Source organism: Saccharothrix mutabilis subsp. mutabilis, assembly GCF_039521145.1.
Classification (GTDB): domain Bacteria; phylum Actinomycetota; class Actinomycetes; order Mycobacteriales; family Pseudonocardiaceae; genus Actinosynnema; species Actinosynnema mutabilis.
In genome coordinates this window covers 13316-38364 of the sequence record NZ_BAAABU010000035.1, presented here as the reverse complement: position 1 = coordinate 38364, position 25049 = coordinate 13316, and the positions used below count along the sequence as shown (strand labels likewise).

26 protein-coding genes are annotated in these 25049 nt (G+C 72.6%); 10 read left to right on the top strand and 16 right to left on the bottom strand.

From position 1 onward, the window contains the following. Positions 1-5 precede the first annotated feature (5 nt). From ABD126_RS37490 to ABD126_RS37465, 6 genes are all read right to left on the bottom strand, one after another. Positions 6-1181 carry a cysteine desulfurase family protein gene (locus tag ABD126_RS37490; protein WP_343940213.1) on the bottom strand — a complete coding sequence of 392 codons (1176 nt, stop codon included), beginning with the start codon at positions 1179-1181 and terminating at the stop codon, positions 6-8. Further along, positions 1181-2554: an MFS transporter gene (locus tag ABD126_RS37485; RefSeq protein WP_343940212.1), complete on the bottom strand. Its 1374-nt coding sequence runs from the start codon at positions 2552-2554 to the stop codon at positions 1181-1183. Before ABD126_RS37485 ends, ABD126_RS37490 begins: the two co-directional genes overlap by 1 nt. Positions 2555-2795: 241 nt before the next feature. Beyond that, positions 2796-3668, bottom strand: coding sequence for a lysophospholipid acyltransferase family protein (locus tag ABD126_RS37480; RefSeq protein WP_343940210.1), 873 nt, complete (start codon positions 3666-3668; stop codon positions 2796-2798). Further along, complete coding sequence (locus ABD126_RS37475; protein ID WP_343940208.1) at positions 3665-4429, bottom strand: GNAT family N-acetyltransferase; 765 nt, start codon at positions 4427-4429, stop codon at positions 3665-3667. The genes ABD126_RS37480 and ABD126_RS37475 overlap by 4 nt, the downstream gene beginning before the upstream one ends. Before the next feature lie 146 nt (positions 4430-4575). Beyond that, positions 4576-5535, bottom strand: a complete 960-nt coding sequence (locus ABD126_RS37470; protein ID WP_343940206.1) for an electron transfer flavoprotein subunit alpha/FixB family protein — start codon at positions 5533-5535, stop codon at positions 4576-4578. A 17-nt stretch (positions 5536-5552) separates the two neighbouring features. Next, positions 5553-6335 carry an electron transfer flavoprotein subunit beta/FixA family protein gene (locus ABD126_RS37465; protein WP_343940204.1) on the bottom strand — a complete coding sequence of 261 codons (783 nt, stop codon included), beginning with the start codon at positions 6333-6335 and terminating at the stop codon, positions 5553-5555. Between the two features lie 286 nt (positions 6336-6621). Between ABD126_RS37465 and ABD126_RS37460 the strand changes: the two genes are divergently transcribed. Both ABD126_RS37460 and ABD126_RS37455 read left to right on the top strand, forming a co-directional pair. Further along, entirely contained in the window at positions 6622-7464 is an 843-nt protein-coding gene (locus ABD126_RS37460; protein ID WP_343940202.1) for a DegV family protein, read from the top strand. A gap of 49 nt (positions 7465-7513) precedes the next feature. Then, a complete protein-coding gene (locus ABD126_RS37455; protein WP_343940200.1) occupies positions 7514-7669 on the top strand; it encodes a hypothetical protein in 156 nt (51 codons plus the stop codon). Here the strand turns inward: ABD126_RS37455 and ABD126_RS37450 are convergent. From ABD126_RS37450 to ABD126_RS37440, 3 genes are read right to left on the bottom strand one after another with little or no spacing between them, the layout of a single operon-like run. Then, a complete protein-coding gene (locus tag ABD126_RS37450) occupies positions 7666-8283 on the bottom strand; it encodes a hypothetical protein (RefSeq protein ID WP_343940198.1) in 618 nt (205 codons plus the stop codon). The genes ABD126_RS37455 and ABD126_RS37450 overlap by 4 nt on opposite strands. A 7-nt stretch (positions 8284-8290) precedes the next feature. After that, positions 8291-8878, bottom strand: coding sequence for an OmpA family protein (locus ABD126_RS37445; RefSeq protein ID WP_343940196.1), 588 nt, complete (start codon positions 8876-8878; stop codon positions 8291-8293). Then, positions 8878-9858, bottom strand: coding sequence for a coiled-coil domain-containing protein (locus tag ABD126_RS37440; RefSeq protein ID WP_343940194.1), 981 nt, complete (start codon positions 9856-9858; stop codon positions 8878-8880). The genes ABD126_RS37445 and ABD126_RS37440 overlap by 1 nt, the downstream gene beginning before the upstream one ends. Positions 9859-10177: 319 nt before the next feature. Here ABD126_RS37440 and ABD126_RS37435 point away from each other — a divergent pair, with 319 nt between their 5' ends. Both ABD126_RS37435 and ABD126_RS37430 read left to right on the top strand, forming a co-directional pair. Further along, complete coding sequence (locus ABD126_RS37435; RefSeq protein WP_343940192.1) at positions 10178-10924, top strand: class I SAM-dependent methyltransferase; 747 nt, start codon at positions 10178-10180, stop codon at positions 10922-10924. Continuing rightward, entirely contained in the window at positions 10921-12390 is a 1470-nt protein-coding gene (locus ABD126_RS37430; RefSeq protein ID WP_343940190.1) for a 1,4-alpha-glucan branching protein domain-containing protein, read from the top strand. The genes ABD126_RS37435 and ABD126_RS37430 overlap by 4 nt, the downstream gene beginning before the upstream one ends. Positions 12391-12415: 25 nt before the next feature. Here the strand turns inward: ABD126_RS37430 and ABD126_RS37425 are convergent, their stop codons facing one another. After that, a complete protein-coding gene (locus tag ABD126_RS37425; protein WP_343940188.1) occupies positions 12416-12646 on the bottom strand; it encodes a hypothetical protein in 231 nt (76 codons plus the stop codon). 183 nt (positions 12647-12829) lie between these two features. Between ABD126_RS37425 and ABD126_RS37420 the strand changes: the two genes are divergently transcribed. Beyond that, on the top strand, positions 12830-14080 hold the full coding sequence (locus ABD126_RS37420) for a glycosyltransferase family 4 protein (protein WP_343940186.1): 1251 nt from the start codon (positions 12830-12832) through the stop codon (positions 14078-14080). A 5-nt stretch (positions 14081-14085) separates the two neighbouring features. Here the strand turns inward: ABD126_RS37420 and ABD126_RS37415 are convergent, their stop codons facing one another. Further along, positions 14086-15024, bottom strand: coding sequence for an NADP-dependent oxidoreductase (locus ABD126_RS37415; RefSeq protein WP_343940184.1), 939 nt, complete (start codon positions 15022-15024; stop codon positions 14086-14088). A gap of 66 nt (positions 15025-15090) precedes the next feature. On the opposite strand from ABD126_RS37415, the gene ABD126_RS37410 reads away from it, so the two are divergent. Then, positions 15091-15498, top strand: a complete 408-nt coding sequence (locus ABD126_RS37410; RefSeq protein WP_343940182.1) for a winged helix-turn-helix transcriptional regulator — start codon at positions 15091-15093, stop codon at positions 15496-15498. Positions 15499-15840: 342 nt separating this feature from the next. Here ABD126_RS37410 and ABD126_RS37405 read toward each other — a convergent pair whose 3' ends face one another. Further along, positions 15841-16584 (bottom strand): acyltransferase, encoded by a 744-nt coding sequence (locus ABD126_RS37405; protein WP_343940180.1) that lies wholly within the window; start codon positions 16582-16584, stop codon positions 15841-15843. Positions 16585-16619: 35 nt separating this feature from the next. Between ABD126_RS37405 and ABD126_RS37400 the strand changes: the two genes are divergently transcribed. Beyond that, complete coding sequence (locus ABD126_RS37400) at positions 16620-17570, top strand: nucleoside hydrolase (protein WP_343940178.1); 951 nt, start codon at positions 16620-16622, stop codon at positions 17568-17570. Positions 17571-17644: 74 nt separating this feature from the next. Here the strand turns inward: ABD126_RS37400 and ABD126_RS37395 are convergent, their stop codons facing one another. Genes ABD126_RS37395 through ABD126_RS37380 form a run of 4 tightly spaced genes read right to left on the bottom strand, consistent with a single transcriptional unit; the run spans position 17645 to position 21357 of the window. Beyond that, entirely contained in the window at positions 17645-18799 is a 1155-nt protein-coding gene (locus ABD126_RS37395) for a THUMP-like domain-containing protein (RefSeq protein ID WP_343940176.1), read from the bottom strand. A 1-nt stretch (position 18800) separates the two neighbouring features. Beyond that, positions 18801-19754, bottom strand: coding sequence for a class I SAM-dependent methyltransferase (locus ABD126_RS37390; protein ID WP_343940174.1), 954 nt, complete (start codon positions 19752-19754; stop codon positions 18801-18803). Further along, positions 19744-20523 carry an enoyl-CoA hydratase/isomerase family protein gene (locus tag ABD126_RS37385; RefSeq protein ID WP_343940172.1) on the bottom strand — a complete coding sequence of 260 codons (780 nt, stop codon included), beginning with the start codon at positions 20521-20523 and terminating at the stop codon, positions 19744-19746. The genes ABD126_RS37390 and ABD126_RS37385 overlap by 11 nt, the downstream gene beginning before the upstream one ends. Before the next feature lie 57 nt (positions 20524-20580). Further along, positions 20581-21357: an ABC transporter ATP-binding protein gene (locus ABD126_RS37380; protein WP_343940231.1), complete on the bottom strand. Its 777-nt coding sequence runs from the start codon at positions 21355-21357 to the stop codon at positions 20581-20583. A 272-nt stretch (positions 21358-21629) separates the two neighbouring features. Between ABD126_RS37380 and glgX the strand changes: the two genes are divergently transcribed. From glgX to ABD126_RS37365, 3 genes are all read left to right on the top strand, one after another. Continuing rightward, positions 21630-23759, top strand: a complete 2130-nt coding sequence (glgX, locus tag ABD126_RS37375; RefSeq protein WP_343940170.1) for a glycogen debranching protein GlgX — start codon at positions 21630-21632, stop codon at positions 23757-23759. Between the two features lie 319 nt (positions 23760-24078). Beyond that, positions 24079-24660, top strand: a complete 582-nt coding sequence (locus ABD126_RS37370) for a cysteine dioxygenase (RefSeq protein WP_343940168.1) — start codon at positions 24079-24081, stop codon at positions 24658-24660. After that, complete coding sequence (locus ABD126_RS37365) at positions 24657-25043, top strand: rhodanese-like domain-containing protein (RefSeq protein WP_343940166.1); 387 nt, start codon at positions 24657-24659, stop codon at positions 25041-25043. The genes ABD126_RS37370 and ABD126_RS37365 overlap by 4 nt, the downstream gene beginning before the upstream one ends. Positions 25044-25049: the final 6 nt, after the last annotated feature.

Here is a 25049-nt window from a genome sequence, read left to right as displayed (position 1 = left end):
CCCGGTCACACCCCCGCCTTCGTCCGCTTCATCCCCGCGATGCCCGCCGTGCGGGCGCGTTCCACCACCGGTCCGATCGCCTCGGCCAGCTCGCGGACCTCGTCCGGCGTCGAGGTGTGGCCCAGGGAGAACCGCAGCGACCCGCGTGCCGGCACCGGGTCCACGCCCATCGCCAGCAGCACGTGGCTGGGCTGGGCGACACCGGCCGTGCACGCGGAGCCGGTCGAGCACTCGATGCCCTTGGCGTCCAGCAGCATCAGCAGGCTGTCGCCCTCGCAGCCGGGGAACGTCAGGTGCGCGTTGCCGGGCAGCCGGTGCACGGGGTCGCCGTTGAGCACCACGTCCGGCACGGCCCGCCGCACCGACGCCACCAGCTCGTCGCGCAGCGCGGCCAGCTCCCGGGCCGCCGCGAGCTGCTCGGTCACCGCGTGCCGCACCGCCGCGGCCAGGCCGACGATCGCCGGCACGTCCAGGGTGCCCGAGCGCACGTCCCGCTCCTGGCCGCCGCCGTGCAGCACCGGCGTGGTCGTCACGTCCCGGCCCAGCAGCAGCACGCCCACACCGTAGGGGCCGCCCAGCTTGTGCCCGGTGAGGGTGAGCGCGCTCGCGCCGGACTCCGTGAAGTCCACCGGCACCGCGCCGACGGCCTGGACGGCGTCGGTGTGGAACGGGACGCCCGCCTCGGCGGCCAGCGCGGCCAGCTCGCGCACCGGGTTGATGGTGCCGACCTCGTTGTTCGCCCACATCACGGTGGCCAGCGCCACGTCGTCGCCCAGCGCCTCGGCCAGGGCGTCGGGGTGGACGCGGCCGTGCCGGTCGGGCTCCAGCCAGGTGACCTCGGCGCCCTCGTGGTCGGCCAGCCACTGCACGGTGTCCAGCACGGCGTGGTGCTCGACGCTGGAGGCCACGACGCGCCGGCGGCGGTCCGTGCGGCGCGCCCAGTAGACGCCCTTGACGGCGAGGTTGTCGCTCTCCGTGCCGCCGCTGGTGAAGATCACCTCGGACGGGCGGGTGCCGAGCGCGTCGGCGATGTCCTCCCGGGCCTCCTCGACCGCGCGCCGCGCCTTGCGCCCGGACGTGTGCAGCGACGAGGCGTTGCCCGTGGTGGACAACGCCTTGGTCATCGCCTCGATCGCCTCGGGGAGCATGGGCGTCGTGGCGGCATGGTCGAAGTAGGCCATCAGTCTTCCAGGGTAGCCCGGCCCAGCCTGCGCGTGAGAACGGCACCGAGCACCGCGATCGCGGCCATCAGCAGGTCGAACGGCACGACCGCGGCGGTCGGGGCGGCGGTCGAGGCGAACGTGGAGACCAGCACCCCGCCCAGGCCGACCAGCAGCGCGGAGCCGAGCATGTCGCTGATCTGCAGCGCCGACGAGTTGAAACCCCGGTCGACGTCGGTGGACGCGCCCAGCGTGAGCACGCTGAGGCTCGACATCGCGATCCCCATGCCCGCGCCGGCGACCGCCCAGAGGATGGGCGTCACCCAGGCGGGACCCCACGAAGGTGCGATGAGCGTCACTCCCGCGATGCCCGTGGCGTTGAGCACGAACCCCCAGCGGACCAGCTTCTCGCGCGGGACGTGCGGGTTGCGCCCCTGCCACCAGGCGGCCGACGACCAGCCGAGGGCGCTGAGCGTGAGCGGGATGCCCGACCAGATCGCCGAGTAGCCGTGGACGGAGGAGAGGGTGAGCGGGATGAACGCCTCCGCCGCGAAGAACGAGCCGGCGAGCAGGCCGCGGGACAGGATCGTCGCGGGCAGCCCGGCCTTGGCCCGGAGGGTGCCCTTGGGCAGCAGGATGCGCAGCGCGGGGACGAGGACGGCCAGGCCGGCGACGCCGATCAGCAGGTTGACCCCGTTCGGGTGCTGCGCGGCCCAGCTCAACCCGACGACCCCGACCCCCGCGGCGACCGCGGCCAGCGGCAGCCCCTTGCGGGTGCCCTGGTCGGGCGTGTGCGGCGGCAGGTTCCGCAGGACCGGGACCAGCAGCAGGACGCCGAGCAGCACGAACGGCGCGAGCCCGAGGAACACCCACCGCCAGGACAGCGTCTCGGTGAGCCACCCGGACAGGGCGGGCCCGACCAGCGAGGGCACCACCCAGGCGCTGGCGAGCAGCCCGAACACGGCGGGCCGGGCGCGTTCGGGGTAGACCAGCGCGATGAGCACGTAGACGGCGACGACCTGCGCGCCGCCGCCCAGCCCTTGCAGGACGCGGCCCAGGATCAGCTGCCCCATCTCCTGGGCGGTGCCCGCGACGAGAAGCCCGACCAGGAACAACGCGGGCCCGACGAGCAGGCTGGGCCGGGGGCCGCGCAGGTCGCTCAGGCGGCCGGAGAGCACGGTGGCGATGACGCTCGCGGCGAGGAAGGACAGGAACGGCCAGGCGTAGAGCTCGTTGCCGTCCAGTTCGGCGACCATGCGCGGCATCGCGGTGCTGACGCCCATGTTCTCGAACGCCAGCAGGGTGACGAGGAGGATGATGCCGATCGTCGGACCGCGCCGGTCGGCGGTCCAGAGGTCGCCTTTGGGCGATTCGCGCTGCTCAGTCGAGGTCACCGGTCAATGGTTCAACCTCCAGCGGGGTCGAGGTCAAGGTTTCATGACGCAAAACTGGCACGCCCGTACCGGCGGCGAAGCCGCGGGGCGGAGGCCAAGCCGCGGGGCGGCGGCACGGGGCGGAGGCCAAGCCGCGGGGCGGCGGCACGGGGTGCGCGGCGAGAGCCGGCGGAGAGGGCGTGGCGGGCCCGGCGGAAGGGCAAGGCGGGGGTGCGTAGGCGACCGCACCCCCGCCGTGGTCTCAGACGGCCTCGCGCCGGGCCTCCAGCGCCGCGTGGACCCGCTGCGCCGGCACCAGCACATCCCCGTACAACGCCCGTTCCGACTCCTGCTGCACCAAGTCGGCCAACGCCCGCCGCCCGGCCGCACGCCCCGGCGCGACCTCGTCCAACACGTGCACCTCGACGACCAACCCGCGCAACCGCAGCACCCGCCGCATCGAGTCGACCAACGTGTCCGACCCGACGAACGCCGCCCCGGTCGCGGTCCGCCCCTCCTGCGCGTACCGCAGCACCACCGGCCGCACCGGCACGCCGGCGTCCAGCGCCGCCTGGAACAACGCCGGCCGGTACCGGCCCGACGCCAGACCGCACCACGTCGTCCCCTCGGCGTGGATCCCGACCGCCGCGCCCGACCGCAGGGCCGTCGCCAACTCGGCCACCGTCCCGGGCAGCAACGACAACCGCTCCCGGTCCAGGTACACCGTCCGCGCCAACGTGATCAGCCACCCCAGCACCGGCCACGAGCGGATGTCCCGCTTCGCCACCATGCGGATCGGTTGGACGGCGTCGATCGCCAGTTCGTCCAACCAGGACACGTGGTTGCTCACCACGAGCACCCCACGCCCGGGTGTCGCCTGGAACTCCGGAGCGCCTACCACCCGCAGCCGCGCGCCGAACGACCGCAGCAGCACCCGGAACCACGAGCGCAGCAACACGCCACGCGTCCGCCCCCGCGCCACCAGCACGGCCGGCGCCACCAGGATCCCGCTCAGCAGCACCACCAGCGCGCCGACCACCCGCAGCACCACGCGCACGACACCGACCCGCGCCGACGAGTGGTCCACGCACCCGTCACCGCACGGCGACACGGGCATCCACGGGTGGGCGCTCACGCCGTCTCCCCCAGGAAGAACTTCAGGTACCGCTGGTCCACGTGCTCCATCCCCAGCAGCACGAACAGGTCCGCCACGCCGAAGTCCGTGTCCAGCGCCGGCCGCCCGCACACCCACGCCCCCAGGCGCAGGTACCCCTTCAGCAACGGCGGCAGCACGGCGCGGGCCGGGCGCTCCACCGCGTCCACGTCCCACGGGCGCAACGGGGTCACCCGGTACTCCTCGGGCGCGTAGTGCTTGGCGTGCACGGTGTCCCACACGCCCGCCGCGTACGAACCGCCGTCCTGCAGCGGCACGGAGGCGCAGCCCACCAGCCACGAGTGGCCGGACAGCAGCATGTACCGGGCGATGCCCGCCCACACCAGGGACACGACGGCGCCGTTGCGGTGGTCGGGGTGCACGCACGACCGGCCGGTCTCCACGACGCTCGGGCGCAGCGGGGCCAGGTTGGTCAGGTCGAACTCCGTGTCGGAGTACAGCCGGCCCGCGTCGGCGGCCCGCTCCGGCGGGAGCATCCGGTAGGTGCCGACGATCTCGCCGGTCCGGTCGTCGCGCACCACGAGGTGGTCGCAGTGCTCGTCGAACGCGTCGACGTCGTGGCCCTCGACCGGCGAGCGCAGGGTGGCCCCCATCTCGCCCGCGAAGACCTGGTGCCGCAGCTTCTGCGCGGCCACCACCTCCGCGCCCTCGCGCGCGACGAGCAGGGAGTAGCGCGGCCCGGTGGTCTCACCGGTGCTGACAAGCAGTTGCGGCTGCGTCATGGGTCTTTGGTACCGACCGGATGGCGACCGACAGCAGGTCGTTCCGATGACGCATCAGTGGCAGGTCGGTTAAGCCCCGGTGCGCCCCGCAACGGCCGAGGGCCGCCCCCGAGATCGGGGACGGCCCTCGGTGAAAGCGCTGGTGATCAGCCCTTGCGCTGGTCGACCGCTTCGGTCAGCTGCGGCGCGACGTTGAACAGGTCGCCCACGACGCCGAAGTCGGCGATCTCGAAGATCGGCGCCTCCGGGTCCTTGTTCACCGCGACGATCGTCTTGGACGTCTGCATGCCGGCGCGGTGCTGGATCGCGCCCGAGATGCCCAGCGCGATGTAGAGCTGCGGCGACACGGTCTTGCCGGTCTGGCCGACCTGGAACTGGTGCGGGTAGTAACCGGAGTCCACCGCGGCGCGCGACGCGCCGACGGCCGCGCCCAGGCTGTCCGCCAGCTTCTCGACCACGGCGAAGCTCTCCGCCGAGCCGACGCCGCGACCACCGGAGACGACGACCGACGCCTCGGTCAGCTCCGGGCGGTCGCCGCCCACGACGGCCTCGCGGCCGGTCACGCGGGTGGCCTTGGCCGGGTCGGTGGCGGGCAGCTCCACGGCCTCCTCGACGGCGTCACCGGGGGCCTCCTCGGCCTCCACACCACCGGGGCGCACCGCGATGACCGGCGTGCCGTTGGTGACCTGCGACTTGACGACGTACGCGCCACCGAAGATCGACTGGGTGCCGACGCCCTCGCCGTCCAGGTCCACCACGTCGTAGAGCAGGCCGGAGCCCAGGCGCACGGCCAGGCGACCGGCGACCTCCTTGCCCTCCAGCGTGGCGGAGACCAGCACGGCCGCCGGGGACTTGCTGCCCGCGAGCGACGCCAGGGCGTCCACCTTGGGGGTGACCAGGAAGTTGGCGGCGTCCTCGGACTCGACCGCGTACACCTTGGCCGCGCCGTAGCGCGCCAGGGACTCCCTCACCTTGCCCGCGGTGCCGGGCGATCCGACCACCACCGCGGACGGCTCGCCGAGACGGCGCGCGGCGGATAGAAGCTCAAAGGTGACCTTCTTGACCTCGCCGTCGACGTGGTCGACGAGGACCAGGACCTCGGACATTTGTTCCCTCCTCGCCTTCAGATGAGCTTCTGGCCGACCAGGTACTCGGCGATCTTCTGACCGCCGTCACCCGAGTCCTCGACGCGCTGACCGGCGCTGCGCGGCGGCTTCGGGGCCGCCTGGAGCACCTTGGACCACGCGGCGGACAGACCGACCTCGCCCGCGTCCAGCCCGAGGTCGCTCACGGTGAGCGTGGTCACGGGCTTCTTCTTGGCCGCCATGATGCCCTTGAACGACGGGTACCGCGGCTCGTTGATCTTCTCGGTCACGGAGACCACGGCGGGCAGGCTCGCCTCCAGGTGCGCCACGCCCTCGTCGGTCTCGCGCTCGGCCTTGACGGTGCCGCCCTCGACGGTCAGCTTGCGGACCTGGGTGACCTGCGGCAGGCCCAGCAGCTCGGCCAGGATGGCGGGCACGGCGCCCGCGCGGCCGTCGGTGGCCTCGTTGCCCGCGATGACCAGGTCGAAGCCCTCGACGGTGCCGATGGCCTTGGCCAGCACCTTGGCGGTGGTCAGCACGTCGGAGCCGTGCAGGGCCTCGTCGGAGACGTGGACGGCCTTGTCCGCGCCCATCGACAGCGCCTTGCGGATCGCGTCGGTGGCCCGGTCGGGACCCATCGCCACGACGGTCACCTCGCCGCCGTGCGCCTCCTGGAGCAGCAGCGCTTCTTCCACCGCGCGCTCGTTGATCTCGTCGAGCACGGCGTCCGCGGACTCGCGGTCGAGGGTGTGGTCGGCGTCGGTGAGCTTGCGCTCGGACCAGGTGTCGGGCACCTGCTTGACCAGGACGACAATGTTCATGGGTCCTCTTCGACCTCCTGCGGACGGGGCGGCGACGGATCAGGCGACGCGGTTTCGCGCGCGATCCGGGTGTTACCAGATGTGGTGACCCTGCCATGTCCTCGCCGCGTTGGCATGGTGGTGTGGGCCACCCGTATGTTACCCACCAGTAGCAGGGGTGCAAACGACAGCAAGCACGTGTCGCGCGTGACGATGGACACAAGGCGTTTGGGCCCGATCGGTTGGCATCGTACGGCCTGGTGGCGGCGTTACAGCCCCTCCCCCTACTGGGCTAGGGTCGGGAGACATGTACCGACGGGTAGCGATCGTCACGGACTCCACCGCGTGCCTGCCGCCGCAGTTGACCGAGAAGCTCGGCATCACCGTCGCGCAGATCCAGGTCAGGATCGGGGACCAGGTGGACGACGAGGCGCGCGTGCCCGTGCCCCGGCTCGTGGGCGCCATGCGCGACGCGGTCGAGGTCGCGACCGCCCCGCCCGACCCGGGCGCGTTCTTCTGGGCCTACGCCGACGCGGCGGCCTCCGGGGTGGACGCCATCGTGTCGCTGCACGTGTCCACCGGGCTGTCGCAGACCGTGGAGATGGCGCGGCAGGCGGCCGGGCAGGTGGCGGTGCCGGTGCACGTCGTGGACACCCGGACGTGCGGGATGTCGTTGGGGTACGCGGTCGTCGCGGCGGCCACCGTGGCGACGGCCGGCGGTGACGTGCAGCGCGTGCTCTCGGCGGCGCAGCACAGCTTCCACCGCAGCACCGAGCTGATCTACGTGGACACCCTGGAGTACCTGCGGCGCGGCGGCCGGATCGGCGCGGCGGCGGCCCTGCTCGGGTCGGCGCTGTCGATGAAGCCGCTGCTGACCATGGTGGACGGGCGGATCGCGCCGCTGGACAAGGTGCTCGGCGCGGAACGGGCGGTGCGCAAGCTGGTGGACCTCGCCGTCGGGCGGGCCGGTGACGCGCCGGTGGACATCGCCGTGGAGCACTTCGACGCGCGCGAGCGGGCGGAGACGGTGCTGGAGCAGTTGCGGACGAAGTTGCCGAACCTGCGGCGGTTCCTGGTGACCCAGGTCAGTTCGGCCATCGGCGCGCACGTCGGTCCGGGGGCCGTGGGCGTGACCGTTTCGCCGGTCTAGGAACCGCGTGCGGCGTTTGCCCGTTGCCCGGACAGGGAAGGTGATGGGCATGGCATCGCTGTTCAGGAAACTCAGTGCGTTCACCCGCAGCCCCCAGGGGCGGCGGATCACCGAGCAGCTCAAGCACGCGGCCCGGGACCCGCGCAACAAGGCCAAGGCGCAGGAGCTGTTCCGCAAGTTCCGCACCCGGCGGCCCGGCCACTAGCGGCTGGTGCGCTTGCGGGCTTGTTCGAAACTGCGCAGGTAGCGCTGCCGGAACTCGGTCGGGTCGGGCAGCTGGGCGGGCACGGGTCGCCCGGGCTCGGCGGGCTCGGGCCGCGCGGGCACTCCCGCGACGGGCTCGGGCAGCTCCACCACGACCGGTTCCGGCTGCGCGGGCACTTCCACCACGGGCTCCCGCTCGGGCAGCTCCACCACGACCGGTTCCGGCTGCGCGGGAACCGCCACCACGACGGGCTCCGGCGCGGGCTCGGCCTCGATCTCGGCGGCCGGCTCCGGCACGACCTCCAGCGGGCGGGGTTCGGGCTCGTCGACCACCGGCTGGAGGTCGGGCACCAGGGTCAGCGCCGGGCGGGCGGGTTCGGCCGGCCGTTCCGTGACCGGCAGCCCCAGCACCGGGTTGCGGTGGATCGGCTTGGTCGCGTAGTCCTCCGGCGGCCACACCACGTCCAGCTTCAGCTCGACCGGCGGCGGCTCCGGCGCCACCGCCGGCGGGGTCTCCGGCTCCGGCTCGCGTCTGAGCATGTACGCCGTCAGCACGCAGCCCGCCGCGAACGACAAGGCGCACAACCCGAACACGAACGCGACCGCGCCTGACATAACGCTCCTACCCGACGAGCACGTCGACTTGCGGACCACCATCCGACGGCGGTCCCCACACCGGGTCCACCACGACGCGGGTGCTGATCGCCTCCGCCGGCACCCCGCGCGCGACCAGGAAGTCCCGCACCAGCGCCGCCCGCCGCATGGCCAGCACGTCGCAGCGGTGCGAGAGGGTCTCGCCGTTCCACGCGTGCGCCACCAGCGTCACCACCGCGCCGGGCACGCCGCCCAGCAGGTTGCCCACCCCGGTCTGCACCGCCTCGCCGCGCCCCACGTGGTCGGTGGTGCCGGGCGCGAACGTGATGCCCTTGACCCCGTTGCTGGAGAACAGGCTCGCCACGTTCTGCCGGGCCAACTCGGGCGACGGCGGCGACGGTGGCGGGGCCACCACCTCGGCCGGCTCGGTCGTCGGGCGGGTCGGGACGGGCAGCCGCGTGGGCGGCTTCACCAGGTGGCTCGGCTGCGCGGGCGAGGAGGAGAACGGCAGCGCGCCGGTGATCTCCTCGCCGTAGACGGTGAACCCGAACGCCGTCACGGCCGCCGGTACGACGACCGCGGCGACCGCGAGGGGCAGGACGGGGCGACGGGCCATCAGGCGCCCATCCGCTCTTCGTCGGAGACCACCTGCTCGACGCGGTCCTGCTCGGGGATCAGCGAGGGCACCCGGTCGGCGGCGGCGGCCAGGGCCGCGCGGGCGGCGTTGAGCTGGGCGACGACCGTGCGGCGCAGGTCGTGCAGCTCCTCGGTGCGCTCCTGGACCTCGGCGATGCGGCGCTGCGCCTCCCGGCACGCCATCTTGATCACGAACTCGGCCCGCGCCTTGGCCAGCTGCTCCTGCTCGGTGAAGTGCAGGGCGGCCTCGTTGCGGCGGCGGGTCATCTGCAGCTCGAAGTAGTTCTGCGCCTTCGCGCGCCTCGCCTCGGCCTCGGCTTCGAGCTGGTTGCACTGCTCGGCGGTCTCGCGCAGCAGGCGGTCCGCGTCCTCCTGGGCCTGGGCGACGGCGGCGGCGCACTCGGCCTCGACCTCGGCGACCCGCTCCCGGAGGTGGTGCTCGGTCTCCACCCGGCGGCGCTCGACGTCGACCTCGCGCTGGTCCAGCTCGGCGGCGCGGCGGGCGGCGGCCCCGCGCAGCTCGCGGGCGTGGGCCTCCGCCTCGGCGCGCAGCGCGGCGACCTCCTCCTCGGCGGCCCGGCGCTGCTCGGCCAGCTCCACGTCGGTGCGGGCGCGCAGCGACTCGACCTCGCGCTCCGCGCGCAGCCGCAGCTCGGACGCCTCGTCCTCGGCCAGCACCAGCATCCGGTGCAGCCGCTCGGCCGCGCCGGTGGTGGTGTTCGGCGACATCTCCAGCCGTTCCACGCGCGCCCGCGCCTCGTCGAGGTCGCGGCGGGTGATCTCCAGCAGCTTGCGCAGGTCCGCCGCCTGGGCGAGGGCTTCCTCGCGGTCCACGCTGGTGTAGCGCAGCTGCTCTTCCAGGTGTTCGAGCTGCTCGATCACCTGACGGCGGTGGAAACCGCGGTACACGACGTCGAAATCCGCATGAAGCGGAACGATCTCCGGCTCTTTCGCACTCATGGCCGCCCCACTCGCTTCGAAGATTCGCCCGAGGATACCCAGCGTGAGAGGGTCGAACCAGCGCGTTACGGGGCCGGTCGGACCCCCTGCGGGAAGCGCTTCGAAGCCACCACGCAGCGCGTTTATTCCAGCGAAAGATCAACAGAACGCGGGATTCCGTCACCCGATAGTGTCATTTTGCGTTTGAGTCGCAACTTTTTGACAATGCGCGCACGACACAGCATTCGGTAATCGACACGCGGCCGTTCACACGAAATAGTGACACACGATCCGGCCAGCCGATGGCTACCCGCGAGTAACCGGCGACTACGCTGGCCCGGTGACCGTCGAGCCGCTGCCCCTCACCGGTGAGCGCACCGTGCCCGGGATCGCCGAGGAGAACTACTGGTTCCGGCGCCACGAGGCCGCTTACCTCGATCTGGTGCACCACTGCGCGGGCGCGGTGGTGCTGGAAGCCGGCTGCGGCGAGGGCTACGGGGCCGCGCTGATCGCCGAGCACGCCGCGCGCGTGGTCGCGCTGGACTACGACCAGCTCACCGCCGAGCACGCGGCCCGCGCGTACCCGGAGCTGTCCGTGCTGCGCGGCAACCTGGCGTCGCTGCCGCTGCGCGACGCCGGCGTGGACGTCGTGGCGAACCTCCAGGTCATCGAGCACCTGTGGGACCAGGAGGGCTTCCTCGCCGAGTGCGCGCGCGTGCTGCGCCCCGGCGGGCGGCTCCTCGTCACCACGCCGAACCGGATCACCTTCTCCCCCGGCCGCGACACCCCGCTCAACCCGTTCCACACCCGCGAGCTGAACCCCGCCGAGCTGGCCGAGCTGGTCACCGGCGCGGGCCTGGAGCTGGAGCTGCTGGCCGGCCTGCGGCACGGGCCCCGGCTGCGCGAGCTGGACGCCCGGTTCGGCGGGTCGATCATCGACGCGCAGGTCGCCGTCGTGGTCGAGGGCGGCGAGTGGCCGGCGGACCTGCTCGCGGCCGTGGCCGACGTGCGCAGCGAGGACTTCGAGATCACCACCGACGACCTGGACGCGAGCCTGGACCTGGTGGCCGTGGCGGTGCGCCGATGACCGCCGAGGGCACGTTCTGCCTGGTCCTGCACAGCCACCTGCCCTGGCTCGCGCACCACGGCGCGTGGCCGGTCGGCGAGGAGTGGCTGTACCAGGCGTGGGCGCACTCGTACCTGCCGGTGGTGGACCTGCTGGAGCGCTTCGCCGCCGAGGGCCGCGAGGACGTGCTGACCCTGGGCGTCACGCCGGTGCTGGCCGCGCAGCTGGACGACCCGTACTGCCTGCGCGGCGTCCACGACTGGCTGGGCGACTGGCAACTGCGCGCGCACGGCGCCGCCCTGCGCCTGCCCGACCTGGCCGCGCGCGAGCACCGCGACTCGAAGTGGGCGCTGGAGACGTTCGAGACCAAGTGGCGGCACGGGTTCTCGCCGCTGCTGCGGTCGCTTGTGGACAGCCGGGTGGTCGAGCTGCTCGGCGGTCCGGCGGCGCACCCGTTCCAGCCGCTGCTCGACCCCGGGCTGCGGGCGTTCTCGCTGCGCACCGGCCTGGCCGACACGCGGCACCGGATCGGCTCCGCGCCGGAGGGCATCTGGGCCCCGGAGTGCGCCTACGCGCCGGGTCTGGAGGACGGGTACGCGGCGGCGGGCGTGCGGCGGTTCCTGGTGGACGGCCCGTCCCTGCACGGCGACACCGCCGCGGCCCGCCCGGTCGGCGGGTCGGACGTGCTGGCGTTCGGGCGCGACCTGGAGGTGTCCTACCGGGTGTGGTCGCCCAAGGTCGGCTACCCCGGCGACCCGGCCTACCGGGACTTCCACACCTACGACCACCCCAGCGGGCTCAAGCCGTCCCGGGTGACCGGCAAGAACGTCGCGCCCGAGGACAAGAAGCCCTACGACCCCGACGCCGCCGCGGACGCCGTGCGCCGGCACGCCGCGGACTTCGTCTCGCACGTGGTCAACCGGTTGCGGGAGTTGAAGGAGCGGCACGGGAAGCCGTCGCTGGTGGTCGCCGCGTACGACACCGAGCTGTACGGGCACTGGTGGCACGAAGGCCCGCGGTGGCTGGAGGCGGTGCTGCGGGCGCTGCCCGAGGCGGGCGTGCGGGTGACCACGCTGCGCGGCGCGGTGGAGGCCGGGCACGTGGGCGCGCCGGTCGAGATCCCGCCGTCGTCGTGGGGCGCGGGCAAGGACTGGCACGTGTGGAACGGCCCGCAGGTGTCCGACATCGTGGACCTGAACGCCCGCGTGCAGCGCGAACTGCTGGACCTCGACCTGCGCGGCACGACCCGCGACCCGGTCGCCGACCAGGCGGTGCGCGAGGCGCTGCTGGCGCTGTCCAGCGACTGGGCGTTCATGGTCACCAAGGACTCGGCCGCCGACTACGCCCGCTACCGCGCCAAGGTCCACGCGGACCGCTTCGCCGAACTGGCCGCCGCCCTGCGCCACGGCCGGGGCCACGCGCGGGCCGCCGAACTGCGCCGGGTCGACGGCCCGTTCGGCCACCTCGACGCGCGGGGACTGGCGTGAGGCCCGCCCCCGCCCGTCGGTCCGGTCAGACCCCGGCGCCGCCGTTGCCGCCCACGCGCCCTTCCGCGCGCTCGGCGATCCCGGCCGAACCGGGGTTGTCGATCCGCGCCCGCACCACCGGGTCGGCCTTCGACCGCCCCCGCGTGTCGGCCGGCCGCTGCAAACCCGCGCGCTTCGCGCGCGCCCGCCGGTCGACCACCAGCGCGATGCCGATCAGCACCGCGCAGAACAGGACCCCGTACACCCAAGGCTGCATGACAGCCCTCCCCTCGGTCATCACGAGGGTATCGGGGAAATGCGAGGACGCGTCGGCCGTCCGGCGCTCGGACCGCGCCGGTTACGCTTTCCGACCGGCGCGGTCCGAGCACCGGACGACCGACTTCCCAGCGGGCGAGCCGCCCCGGCGGAGCCGGGGCAATCCAACACTGGAGGATGCGGCATGCGCGTGCTGATGTTGTCCTGGGAGTACCCGCCGGTCGTCGTGGGCGGTCTGGGCCGCCACGTCCACGCGCTGGCCACGCAGCTCGCCGCGCAGGGCCACGACGTCGTCGTGCTGTGCCGCCAGCCCACCGGCACCGACGCCGTCACCCACCCCACCACCGACACCGTCGTGGACGGCGTGCGGCTGGTCCGGGTCGCCGAGGACCCCGCGCACCTGGTGTTCGAGCGCGACCTGGTGGCCTGGACGCTCGCGATGGGCCACGCCATGACCCGCGCCGGCCTGGCGTTGCTGCGCGGCTGGCGGCCCGACGTCGTGCACGCCCACGACTGGCTCGTCACCCACCCGGCGATCGCGCTGGCCGAGGCCGCGGGCGCGCCGCTGGTGGCGACCGTGCACGCGACCGAGGCCGGCCGGCACAGCGGGTGGCTGTCGCAGACGCTCAACCAGCAGGTCCACTCGGTGGAGTGGTGGCTGGCCAACCGCGCCGACTCGCTGATCACGTGCTCCTCGGCCATGCGCACCGAGGTGGCCCACCTGTTCGAGGTGGACGCCGACCAGGTCACCGTGCTGCACAACGGCATCGAGCCGCGCCGGTGGCGGGTGCGCTCCGAGGACGTGGCGGCGGCGCGGGCCGAGTACAGCCCGGACGGCGCGCCGCTGCTGCTGTTCTTCGGCCGGCTGGAGTGGGAGAAGGGCGTCCAGGACCTGATCGCCGCCCTGCCCCGCATCCGACGCGCCCACCGCGGCGCGCGGCTGGTGGTGGCCGGCGAGGGCACGCACGGGCAGTGGCTGGTGGAGCAGGCCCGCAAGCACAAGGTCCGGCGGGCGGTGGACTTCGTCGGCCACCTGTCCGACCGGGAGCTGGCGGGCGTGCTGGCCGCGGCGGACGCGGTCGTGCTGCCCAGCCGGTACGAGCCGTTCGGCATCGTGGCCCTGGAGGCCGCCGCCGCCGGGACGCCGCTGGTGGCGTCCACGGCGGGCGGGCTGGGCGAGGTCGTGCTGGACGGGGTCACCGGCCTGTCCTTCGCGCCCGGTGACGTGGAGGCGCTGGCGCGGGCCGTGCGGTCGGTGCTGGACGACCGGCCGTCGGCGGTGCGCCGGGCGAAGGCCGCGAAGGCCCGCCTGGCCACCGACTTCGACTGGACCCGCATCGCCCGGGACACCGCGGCGGTCTACGACCGGGCAGCGGTCCGCGAACACGGACCACTGGGCCGGCCGAAGATCGCCACCGGCAACGCCTTCCTGTAGGCGGGTCAGACGGTCAGGACGATCTTGCCGGTGGTCCGCCCGGTCTCGCCCAGCGCGTGGGCCTTGCCGACCTCCTCCAGCGGGAACGTCTCGGCCACCACGACGCGCACCCTGCCCTGCTCGACCCATTCGGCGACCTGCTCCAGCGCGGCGTGGTCGGCGGTCACCATGACGGTCTCGACGCGCACGCCCAACGGCTCCGCCTTGACGCGCAGCTCGTCGACGATGGTCGGGTTCACCACGGCGATGTAAGTGCCACCGCGCTTGAGCACGCGCATCGACCGTTCCTCGTAGTCCTCGCCGCCCACGAGGTCCAGCACCACGTCCACGGGCTCGATGGTGGTGAAGTCCTCGGTCCGGTAGTCGACCAGCTCGTCCGCGCCGAGGTCGCGCAGGAGGTCGTGCTTGCCGGCGCTGGCGGTGCCGACGACGTGCGCGCCGAGCGCCTTGGCCAACTGCACGGCCAGGTGCCCGACCCCACCAGCGGCGGCGTGCACCAGCACCCGCTGCCCGGCCCGCAGGTCCGCCGCCTCGGTGAGCGCCTGCCAGGCGGTCAGGACGGCCAGCGGCAGCGCGGCGGCCTCGACGTGGTCGAGCTGTGCGGGCTTGCGGGCGAAGTGCCGGGCGGGCGCGGTGACGTACTCGGCGTACGCGCCGCCGACGTCGGGGAAGCCGGGCAGCCCGAACACCTCGTCCCCGACCCGGAACCGGTTCTCGCCGGGGAAGACCTCGGTGACCACGCCCGACACGTCCCAGCCGGGGATCAGGGGCGTGGCGAACCAGTACCCGTGCTCGCGGACCTTCCAGTCCACGGGGTTGATCCCGGCGGCGTGCACCTTGACCACGATCCGGCCCGGCGCGGCGGTCGGCTTGTCGGTCAAGACCTGCTCCAGCACCTCGGTGCCGCCCAGGCCGTTCTGGAGGACGGCTCGCATCTTCGTCATGCGAAAAGGATCATCGAGGGTGGTACCCGTTGTGAAGAAGGCACCTGAAAGGTATATAGGTACCTCATGTATACCGTTCCCGACCTGCGCGCACACGGCGGCGCGGACGCGTTCCTCCGCAACTGCGCCTCCCGGGCCGTCCTGGACCTGCTGACGAACAAGTGGGTGTGCCTGGTGATCGGGGCCCTGCGGCCGGGCACGATGAGGTTCGGCGAGCTGAGGCGCAGACTGGACGGCATCACCCAGAAGATGCTCACCCAGACCCTGCGGGACCTGGAACGCGCAGGCTTGGTGAACCGGGACCTGTACCCGAGCGTGCCCCCGAAGGTCGAGTACAGCCTGACGCCACTGGGCGAGAACGTGGGCGTGCTGATGGACGCGATCCGAGTGTGGGCAGAAGACCACATCGAAGACATCCGAACCGCACAGGTCACCTACGACGCCAAGGCAACAGAAGAACTCCAGCCCATCTAAGCGCCGCAGGCGCCAACGGGCTGCCAAGCACAGGAAGGGCCTCGGTTCGTTCCCCGTACGGCCTGGGCGCAGCCCAACCGCGCTTCGCTCCTTCTCGCAACCAGCTTTTCCGGTTGCGAGAAGGAGCGAAGGGTGGTTGCCTCCGGCAGGCCGTACGGGGGACGAACCGACGCCCTTCCACCCCCGGGGGCCTGCCGCGCGGCGAGCGCCGCTTTTCAGCTCTTCGCTCTTCGCTCTTCGCTCTTCGCTCTTCGCTCTTCGCTCTTCGCTCTTCGCTCTTCGCTCTTCGCTCTTCGCTCTTCGCTCTTCGCTTGCCGCTTTCAAAGCGCGACACGCCGAAAGTCAAGCCTGCTGGGACTTCTCCAAAGCCTCCCGAGCCTTGCGAGCCATGTCCTCCACCGCAGCCCGCCGAACCGCGTCCGCCTTGTAGTCCTCGCGCCGGTCCTTCACCACCCGCGCCGGGATCCCGACCGCGATCTTGAAGTCCGGCACGTCCCCCCGCACCACCGCGTGCGCGCCCAGCACGCACCCGCGCCCGATCCGCGTCCCGCGCGTCACCGTGACCTTCGTGCCCAGCCAGCAGTCCGGCCCGATGCGCACCGGGGACTTCACGATGCCCTGGTCCTTGATGGGCAGGTTGACGTCCGACGTCACGTGGTCGAAGTCGCAGATGTAGACCCAGTCCGCGATGAGCGTGGCCGCGCCGATCTCCACGTCCAGGTAGCAGTTGACGGTGTTGTCCTTGCCGAACACCGCCTTGTCGCCGATGCGCAGCGAACCCTCGTGGCAGCGGATGGCGTTGCCGTCGCCGATGTGGACCCAGCGGCCGATCTCCAGGCGCCCGTATCCCGGACGGCAGTGGAGGTCCACGTTCTTGCCGAGGAACACCATCCCCCTGAGCACCACGTGCGGATTGGCCAGGCGGAAGCGAAGCAACCGCCAGTAGCGCACCAGGTACCACGGCGTGTAGGCCCGGTGGCGCAGGACCCACTTCAGGGAGGCCACCGTGAGGAAACGCGCCTGCGCCGGGTCACGTCGGTTCCGACGCCACCTCGTCCACATCGGCGCACCCCACATGCTCGTCACGCGGGCACTGTAACCCGCGCGGCAGGATGGGGTGCGTGACGATCCCCCTGATCATCGACACCGACCCGGGCGTGGACGACGCCCTCGCGCTCGCCGTGGCCGTCGCCAGTCCGGAGGTGGACCTCCTCGGCGTGACGACCGTGTTCGGCAACGTCGCGCTGGACAAGACCAGCCGCAACGCCCTGCGCCTGATGACCCTGCTGGGCCGCGACGACGTCCCGGTGGCGTTGGGCGCGGAACGCCCCTTGGTGCACCCCCAGCCGCACGTCTCCCGCGCCCACGGCACGGACGGGCTGTCCGGTTTCGCCGACACGCTGCCCGAACCAACCGCCGAACCGGACCCCCGCGACGCCGTCACCCTGCTCAAAGACCTTCTGGAGGCCTCCGAGCAGCCGGTGACCATCGTCCCCATCGGACCACTGACGAACATCGCCCTCCTCTTGGCCGCGCACCCACGCCTCAAAGACCGCATCGCGCGCCTGGTGGTGATGGGCGGCGGTATCAGGGGCGGCAACATCACGGCCGCAGCCGAGTTCAACCTCTGGTGCGACCCGGAGGCGGCTCGGCGCGTTCTGGTCGAGGAACGGGTCCCGACCACGCTGGTCACCATGGACCTGACCAAGCGGTGCGCGGTCAGCGCGGAGTGGCTCCAACAAGTGGGCGAATCGTCGGAGATCGGCGCTCGCCTGGTCGGACTCACCCCGGACTACCTGGCGACCTACCGCCGCTTCCTCGGCTGGGACGGCATGGCGGTGCACGACGCCGTCGCCGTGGCAGCGGCTGTGAACCCTGGACTCCTGACGACGCAACGGTTCCCGGTCGAGGTGGAGTGCGCGTTCGGACCGGCCCGGGGCGCATTGCTGGTGGACGAACGCCTGGAGACCCCCAAGGAGGACGGCATCGACATCGCCGCAGACGCCGACCTGAACGCCCTGCGCGAGTTCCTCTTCGAACGCCTGACCGCGTTCGGCGTCAAGAACGCCTGAGCACCCTCGACGTCAAGAACGCCTAAGTGCGCTCGACGTCAAGAACGCCTAAGTGCGCTCGACGTCAAGAACGCCTAAGTGCGCTCGGCGTGCGCCAACAGGTACACCGGACGACGGCCGATGCGGGTCAACACCACCGTCATCGACCCGCCACCGGACAGCTTCAGTCTGGGCCGCAGCGCGTTGGGGTCGATATCGAGCCCGCGCACCAGGATCTCCAGCTTCCCGACGTCGTGCGCGCGCAGCACGGCCCGCAGCGCCTTCTCGCTGTAGTGGCCGTGCTCCACGACCCGGAACGCGCGGATCCCGGGCGGCGGCACGGGTCCGGTCAGGTAGGCGATCCGCTCGTCCAACTGCGCCAGGCCGTGCTTGTGCCCGTACTGCCGCACCAGCCCGGCCCGCACCACCGCGCCGTCCGGGTCGACCAGCCACTCCCGCGGCTCGCTCACCGGGCAGTCGTCGGGTTCGGCGTCGGTGATCGTCCACTCCTCGCCGGTGGACCGCAGCACGGACGCCCGCCGCGTCACGCCCGGCGTGGCCAGTCCCCGCGTCCACAGGCACGCCTCACGCACGTGCCCGTCCAACGACACCAGCTCGACCTCGTCCGCCCACGGCGCGACCGCGAAGTCCACGCCGGGCGCGCACTTCACGGCCAGGTCCCGGTCGGCGTAGGCGGCGGCCAGCTCGTCCAGCGGCGGAGCGAAGTCGGCGGGTCGCCACGTCCGCCGCCCGGCGGAGTCCCGACGCGCCGGGTCGGCCACCACGGGCACGTGCCGGGAGACCGGCCGCAGCGCGTCCGCCCGCAGCACCGCGCGCGACCCGGCCAGGTTGTGCCGGGCCATCGCCACCCGCACGGGGTCCAGGTCGGAGCCGAACGACCCGTCGGGCAGCGCGGCGAGGTCCGCCCCGATCGAGCATGTCACGTCGTGCGCGACCCGGCCGGCGAACCGCCGCGCCCGGTGCTCGGCGACCGCGCGCGGCGTGGCCTGTTGGAGCGCGTCGTCGGTGAACAGGCCCTGGTCGAAGTCCACCTTGGCCACCGCTTTGCGGCGCAGCAGCACGGTTTCCAGCACCGCGCCCGAGTGGTCCGGGGACACCTGCTTCGCCCGCCGCACGTCGGCCAGCCGCGACGCGGGTGTCAGCGGCAGGTCGGCCAAGGCCGACAACGCGGCGCACCCGGCGTCGGAACGCAGGTACGCCACGTCGTCCAGGGTGAACGCGTAGCCCACGTCAGACCGGCTTGCGGCCCGTCACCGACACGTTGTAGAAGACCTCCCGCGGCAGGACCTTCGCCAGCACGTTCTCGTCCACCCACGACAGCCGCTGCCAGGTGCGGTAGGCGAACATCGCCCAGCCGAAGCCCAGCTTCTCGCGCGGCACGGCCGCCTCGAACGTGCGCACCGGCCAGCCGAACAGCGCCGCCGACAGCTCCTCGGTGACCGCCTTGACGTGCACCGCGCCCGCGCCGCGCGCCGTGCGCTCCAGGTCGGACGGGTCGAACGTGTGCAGGTCCACGACCGCTTCCAGGGCCGCCGCTCGGGAGGACTCGTCCAGCTCCTCCTGCGGTCGCCGCCAGTCGTTGAGCGGGGCGAACCTGGTGACGTTGGTGGTCAGCCACCAGGTCAGCTGGCCCAGCTTGCGGGCGTAGAAGTTGCCGATGTCGGTCGGGTCGCCCGCGAACACGAACTTGCCGCCCGGCTTGAGCACGCGCAGCACCTCGCGCATCGCCGCCGCCACGTCCGGGATGTGGTGCAGCACGGCGTGCCCGACGACCAGGTCGAACGTGTTGTCGTCGTACGGGATGCGCTCGGCGTCGGCGACCCGGCCGTCCACGTCCAGGTCGAGGTTCTTGGCGTTGCGCAACGCCACCTCGACCATGCCCGGCGACAGGTCGGTCACCGAGCCCTTGCGGATGACGTCGCCCTGCATGAGGTTGAGCAGGAAGAAACCCGTGCCGCAGCCCAGTTCCAGGGCGTGCTCGTAGGGGCCGACGTCGCCCGCGACGGCGCGGAAGCGGTCCTTGGCGTAGGTGATGCAGCGCTCGTCGTAGGAGATGGACCACTTCTCGTCGTACGTGCCGGCTTCCCAGTCGTGGTAGAGCACGTTGGCGAGCTTCGGGTCCTTGTACGCCGCCTGGACCTCTTCGGCGGTGGCGTGCGGGTTCGGCTTGGGATCAACGGCCACTGAACTTCGCCTTCCCCGGGCCGTTCTCGATGAACGACGCCATGCCGGTCTTCTGGTCCTCGGTCGCGAACATCGCGGCGAACAGCTGGCTCTCCAGCTTGAGGCCGTTGCCCAGGTCGGTGTCCAGCCCGCCGTCGATCGCGGCCTTGGCGGCGGCGTAGGCGACCACGGGGCCGTTGACGAACTGGCCGGCCCACCGCTTGGCGGCCTCGTACACGTCGTCGGGCGCGACGACCTCGTCCACCATGCCGATGCGCAGGGCCTCCTCCGCGCCGACGAACCGGCCGGTGTAGATCAGGTCCTTGGCCTTGGACGGGCCGATCAGCCGGGGCAGGCGCTGCGTGCCGCCCATGCCCGGGATGACGCCGAGCAGGATCTCCGGCTGGCCCACCTTGGCGTTGTCGCCCGCGATGCGGCGGTCGGCGCACAGGGCCAGCTCGAACCCGCCGCCCAGCGCGTAGCCGGTGATCGCGGCCACGGTCGGCTTGGGGATCTCCTCGACCGCGCGCAGCGACGACTGGAAGGCGGCGACCTTGGCCGCCATGTCGACGTAGGACTGGTCGGCCATCTCCTTGATGTCCGCGCCGGCGGCGAACACCTTCGGACCGCCGTAGACGATCACCGAGTAGACGTCGGCGCGCCGCGCGGCCTCCTGCGCGGCGGCCCGGATCTCCTCCTGGACCTGCCGGTTCAGCGCGTTCATCGGCGGTCGGTCCAGCCGGATGGTGCCGATGCCGTCCTCGACTTCGAGGTTCACGAACTCAGCCACAGAAGATCCTCCGTGTCGTCTGCCGACGCCGCGTCGCGTCGATGGGCCAAGGGGAGGTTACCCCTGGGTAGCTTTGCGGCGCGCGAAGTACCGGTCGCCGGCCTTTTGCAGCTCCAAGGGCTGGTCGAACGTCTTGGACAGGTTCTCCTCGGTCAGCACGTCCTCCAGCAGGCCCTGCGCCACCACCGAGCCCTCGCGCAGCAGCAGGACGTGCGTGAAGCCCGGCGGGATCTCCTCGACGTGGTGGGTGACCAGCACCGTCGCCGGCGCGTCCGGGTCCATCGCCAGCTCCGACAGCCGCGCCACGAGGTCCTCGCGGCCGCCCAGGTCCAGGCCCGCGGCCGGCTCGTCGAGCAGCAGCATCTCCGGGTCGGTCATCAGGGCCCGCGCGATCAGCGTGCGCTTGCGCTCGCCCTCGGACAGGGTGCCGAAGGTGCGGTCGGCCAGGTGGTCGATGCCGAACTGCGCGAGCAGCTCCTTGGCCCGGCCGGTGTCGAGCTGGTCGTACTCCTCGCGCCAGCGGCCCAGCACGGCGTACCCGGCGCTGACGACCAGGTCGGACACCTTCTCCTCGGCCGGGATGCGCCCGTTGAGCGCCGCCGACGACAGGCCGATGCGCGGGCGCAGCTCGAACACGTCGGTCTTGCCGATGCGCTCGCCGAGCAGGTGCACCTTGCCCTTGGTGGGGTGCAGTTCGGCGGCGGCCAGCCGGAGCAGGGTCGTCTTGCCCGCGCCGTTGGGCCCGAGCACCACCCACCGCTCGTCCAGCTCGACGCTCCAGTCGACGTCCCCCACCAGCGTGGTCTTGCCCCGTCGAACCGAAACACCCTGCATGTGGATGACCAGATCTTCGTTTTCCACGCCAACCCTCGCCGCTCTGTCCGATCGCCGCTCCTTCGTCGCGGCGGCGAGGTCGCCGGGAAGCCGGCGGGTCGCGCCTGGTTCCGCGGTGATCGAAAAGCGTGATCACCACGAAATGAGCCCCGACCCACCGACGCGACCTCGCGCGCGGACAGTCTTCCATTGCCGCCCACCGCGCACGGACGAGAGGTCCGGTCCGGCCCTGCCATCCCCACTTCGTCGCCGGTCCCTGGGAAGATCGGGGCATGGCACTCGACTCGTCCCCGCTCGCCGGCCGGCCGTTCCCGCTGGGCGCGCACCCCGAGGCCGGTGGTGTGCGGTTCGCGGTGTCCGCCCCGCCCGCCGACGCGGTCGAGGTGTGCCTGATCAGCGAGGACGGCGCCGAGCGGCGCGTGCAGCTGACCGAGCGCACGTTCGGCGTGTGGCACGGTCTCGTGGCGGGTGTCACACCGGGCCAGCGCTACGGCTACCGCGTGCACGGGCCGTACGACCCGGCGCGCGGGCTGCGGTGCAACCCGGCGAAGCTGCTGGTCGACCCGTACGCGCGGCGGATCACCGGGGCGTTCACCGACCTGGGGGCGGCACTCGGGTACGCGGTGGACCCGATGCACGGGCCGCCGTCGTCGGTGGACTCGCTGGGCAGCGTCCCGCTGTCGGTGGTGACCTCGCCGGGCGGGCCGGACACGGGCGTGAAGCCGGAGGTGCCGTTCGAGGAGGCGGTGGTCTACGAGCTGCACGTGCGCGGGTTCACCAAGCGCCACCCGGCCGTGCCGCCGCACCTGCGCGGCACCTACCTGGGGCTGGCGCACCCGGCCGTGGTCGAGCACCTGGCGCGGCTGGGCGTGACGACGGTGGAGCTGCTGCCGGTCCACGCGTTCGTCGACGAACCGGCCCTGATCCGCGACGGCCGGCACAACTACTGGGGCTACTCGCCGCTGAGCTACTTCGCGCCGCACCCCGGGTACGCGAGCGAGCCGGGGCGGGAGATCGAGGAGTTCCGGACCATGGTCGCCGCCCTGCACGCGGCGGGCATCGAGGTCCTGATCGACGTGGTGTTCAACCACACGTGCGAGGGCGGCCCCGAAGGCCCCACCCTCTCCTACCGCGGTTTCGACGCGCCGGGCTACTACCTGCACATCGAGGGCGGCGGCAGCACGCTGGACATCACCGGGTGCGGCAACACGCTGGAGGCCGGGTCCCCGCAGGTGGTGCGCCTGGTCACCGACTCGCTGCGGTACTGGACCACGGAACTGGGCGTGGACGGCTTCCGCTTCGACCTCGCCTCCACCCTGGGCCGCCCGCACGGCGGCCGGTTCGACCGGGCGTCGGCCATGCTCACGGCGATCACCACCGACCCGGTGCTGTCCCGGTGCAAGCTGATCGCGGAACCGTGGGACGCGACCGGCGACGGCTACCGCGTGGGTGACTTCGGCGTGCAGTGGGCGGAGTGGAACGGCCGGTACCGCGACACGGTCCGGGACTTCTGGCGCGGCCACACCGGCGTGCGCGACCTGGCGTACCGCCTGTCGGGGTCGTCGGACCTCTACGCCGACGACCTGCGCCGGCCGTGGCAGTCGATCAACTTCATCACCGCGCACGACGGGTTCACGCTGCGGGACCTCGTGTCCTACAACGAGAAGCACAACGAGGCCAACGGCGAGGACAACCGCGACGGCACCAACGACAACCGGTCGTGGAACTGCGGGGTCGAGGGCGAGACGACCGATCCCGCGATCCTGTCGCTGCGGTCCCGGCAGGCCCGCAACCTGTTGGCGACCCTGCTGTTCTCGACCGGCACACCGATGCTCACGGCGGGCGACGAGCTGTGGCGCACGCAGGGCGGCAACAACAACGCGTACTGCCTGGACGATGAGACGTCGTGGGTGGAGTGGAAGCTGTCGACGGAGGCGGAGTCGATGCTCGCCTTCGCCCGCCGCGTGATCGGCCTGCGCGCGGACAGCCCGGCCCTGCGGCAACCGGAGTTCTTCGACGGCCGCACCACGCCGTCGGGCGCGCCGGACCTGGTGTGGTTCCGGGCGGACGGTGAGGAGATGGCGGAGACGGACTGGTTCGACGACAGCCGGCGGTTCCTGGGGATGTGGATCGACGGCTCGACGTCGTTGTCCCGCACCCGGGACGGCGAGCTGGTGCGCGACGACTCCTGGCTCCTGCTGCTCAACGCCGGGCCGACCCGCCAGGAGGTGACCCTGCCGGGCCCGGAGTACGGCACCCACTACCTCCCGGCCCTGGACACCACCACTCCCGACGGCGCCCCGCGTTCCCCCCACCCGCACGCGCCGTTGAGCCGGCTACACCTCACCTCCCGCTCCCTGCTGCTGCTGAGGGTCCCCGAACCCACCCGCCGGCCGGCTTGAGCCACCGCGCGAGCCGGTCGCGCGCGGTGATGGTGTGCGTTGTCGGGCGCGGGCCGGTGCGTCGGGGTCCGAGGGAATCCTGGCTGGTGGGAGCGGGTGCGGTGGCCGGCGTCGGCGTGGCAGCATGCGCGCGTGGCTCTGCCGTTGCTCACCTGGTGTGACCGCACGATCGACCTCCTGCTGGTGGCGTCGTGCGGCTGTACCCGGACGCGGCGTGGCGGGCCGGCGTTCCGGCTCCCGGCGGGTTGATCCCCGCTCGGCCACGTCGCGTCGTGATCGCTGCCCGAGCCCGACCGCAGCCACCAGGAGCGACTCCACCGTGACTTCCGCACTCGCACCCCGCGCCGACCTGCACCCGGCGCTCGACGTGCCCCTCCTGCGCGACCTCATCCACCCCGACCGCGCCCTCTGGACCCCGCGCGAACTGCGCGAGCTGACCTCCGTCGTCGCGACCGAACTGACCACCCCGCTGCTGTCCGTCCTCCGGTACGACCCCGGACGGCGCTGGTGGGCACGGCTCGGCCTGACCGAGGGCGTCGAGCTGTGGCTGCTGTCCTGGCTGCCCGGCCAGGGCACCGATCCGCACGACCACGGCGGCGCGGCCGGCTCGTTCACCGTCCTCACCGGACGCCTCGCCGAGGACTACCGCTACCCCGGCGGCCCGGTCCGGTCGGGGACGCGGGAGGTCGGGGACGCGATCGGGTTCGGGGCCGGCCGGGCGCACCGGGTGACCAACGCGGGTACCGTCGGCGCGGCCAGCGTGCACGCCTACTCGCCGCCGCTGGTGCCGACCCGGCAGTACCCGAGCCTGCTGGACATCCCACCCGAGATCCCGCCGCTGCCCGCGCGGCGCCTGCCGTTGGAGCGGCTGCGGGAACTGGCCGACCAGGAGGGGCCGTGAGCGCCGAAGCGTTGCTGGACGAGGCCCGGCGCGAGCTGCGCCGCGTCACGCCCGCCGAGCTGGAACACCTGGAGAACGCCCTCCTCGTGGACATCCGTCCCCGGCACGACCGGGCCGCCGAAGGGGAGATCCCCGGCTCGGTCGCGGTCGAGCGGATCGTGCTGGAGTGGCGGCTGGACCCGGACGGCGACCACCGCATACCCGGGTTCGACGCCGACACGACCGTCGTCGTGCTGTGCAACGAGGGTTACGCGTCCAGCCTCGCCGCCCGCGACCTCCGGCGCGTCGGGCTGCCCAACGCCACCGACCTCGTCGGCGGGTTCCGCGCGTACGCCGCCGCCGGGCTGCCGGTGCGGCCGGGTGCGAGCGAGGCGGTGACCTGAGGGAAC

What these genes read in the sequence shown, in the direction of transcription:
- ABD126_RS37490 (WP_343940213.1), bottom strand. Translation starts at nt 1,181, where the DNA reads ATGGCCTACTTCGACCATGCCGCCACGACGCCCATGCTCCCCGAGGCG.
- ABD126_RS37475 (WP_343940208.1), bottom strand. Translation starts at nt 4,429, where the DNA reads ATGACGCAGCCGCAACTGCTTGTCAGCACCGGTGAGACCACCGGGCCG.
- ABD126_RS37470 (WP_343940206.1), bottom strand. Translation starts at nt 5,535, where the DNA reads ATGTCCGAGGTCCTGGTCCTCGTCGACCACGTCGACGGCGAGGTCAAG.
- ABD126_RS37465 (WP_343940204.1), bottom strand. Translation starts at nt 6,335, where the DNA reads ATGAACATTGTCGTCCTGGTCAAGCAGGTGCCCGACACCTGGTCCGAG.
- ABD126_RS37460 (WP_343940202.1), top strand. Translation starts at nt 6,622, where the DNA reads ATGTACCGACGGGTAGCGATCGTCACGGACTCCACCGCGTGCCTGCCG.
- ABD126_RS37455 (WP_343940200.1), top strand. Translation starts at nt 7,514, where the DNA reads ATGGCATCGCTGTTCAGGAAACTCAGTGCGTTCACCCGCAGCCCCCAG.
- ABD126_RS37450 (WP_343940198.1), bottom strand. Translation starts at nt 8,283, where the DNA reads ATGTCAGGCGCGGTCGCGTTCGTGTTCGGGTTGTGCGCCTTGTCGTTC.
- ABD126_RS37445 (WP_343940196.1), bottom strand. Translation starts at nt 8,878, where the DNA reads ATGGCCCGTCGCCCCGTCCTGCCCCTCGCGGTCGCCGCGGTCGTCGTA.
- ABD126_RS37440 (WP_343940194.1), bottom strand. Translation starts at nt 9,858, where the DNA reads ATGAGTGCGAAAGAGCCGGAGATCGTTCCGCTTCATGCGGATTTCGAC.
- ABD126_RS37430 (WP_343940190.1), top strand. Translation starts at nt 10,921, where the DNA reads ATGACCGCCGAGGGCACGTTCTGCCTGGTCCTGCACAGCCACCTGCCC.
- ABD126_RS37425 (WP_343940188.1), bottom strand. Translation starts at nt 12,646, where the DNA reads ATGCAGCCTTGGGTGTACGGGGTCCTGTTCTGCGCGGTGCTGATCGGC.
- ABD126_RS37420 (WP_343940186.1), top strand. Translation starts at nt 12,830, where the DNA reads ATGCGCGTGCTGATGTTGTCCTGGGAGTACCCGCCGGTCGTCGTGGGC.
- ABD126_RS37415 (WP_343940184.1), bottom strand. Translation starts at nt 15,024, where the DNA reads ATGACGAAGATGCGAGCCGTCCTCCAGAACGGCCTGGGCGGCACCGAG.
- ABD126_RS37410 (WP_343940182.1), top strand. Translation starts at nt 15,091, where the DNA reads ATGTATACCGTTCCCGACCTGCGCGCACACGGCGGCGCGGACGCGTTC.
- ABD126_RS37380 (WP_343940231.1), bottom strand. Translation starts at nt 21,357, where the DNA reads ATGCAGGGTGTTTCGGTTCGACGGGGCAAGACCACGCTGGTGGGGGAC.
- glgX (WP_343940170.1), top strand. Translation starts at nt 21,630, where the DNA reads ATGGCACTCGACTCGTCCCCGCTCGCCGGCCGGCCGTTCCCGCTGGGC.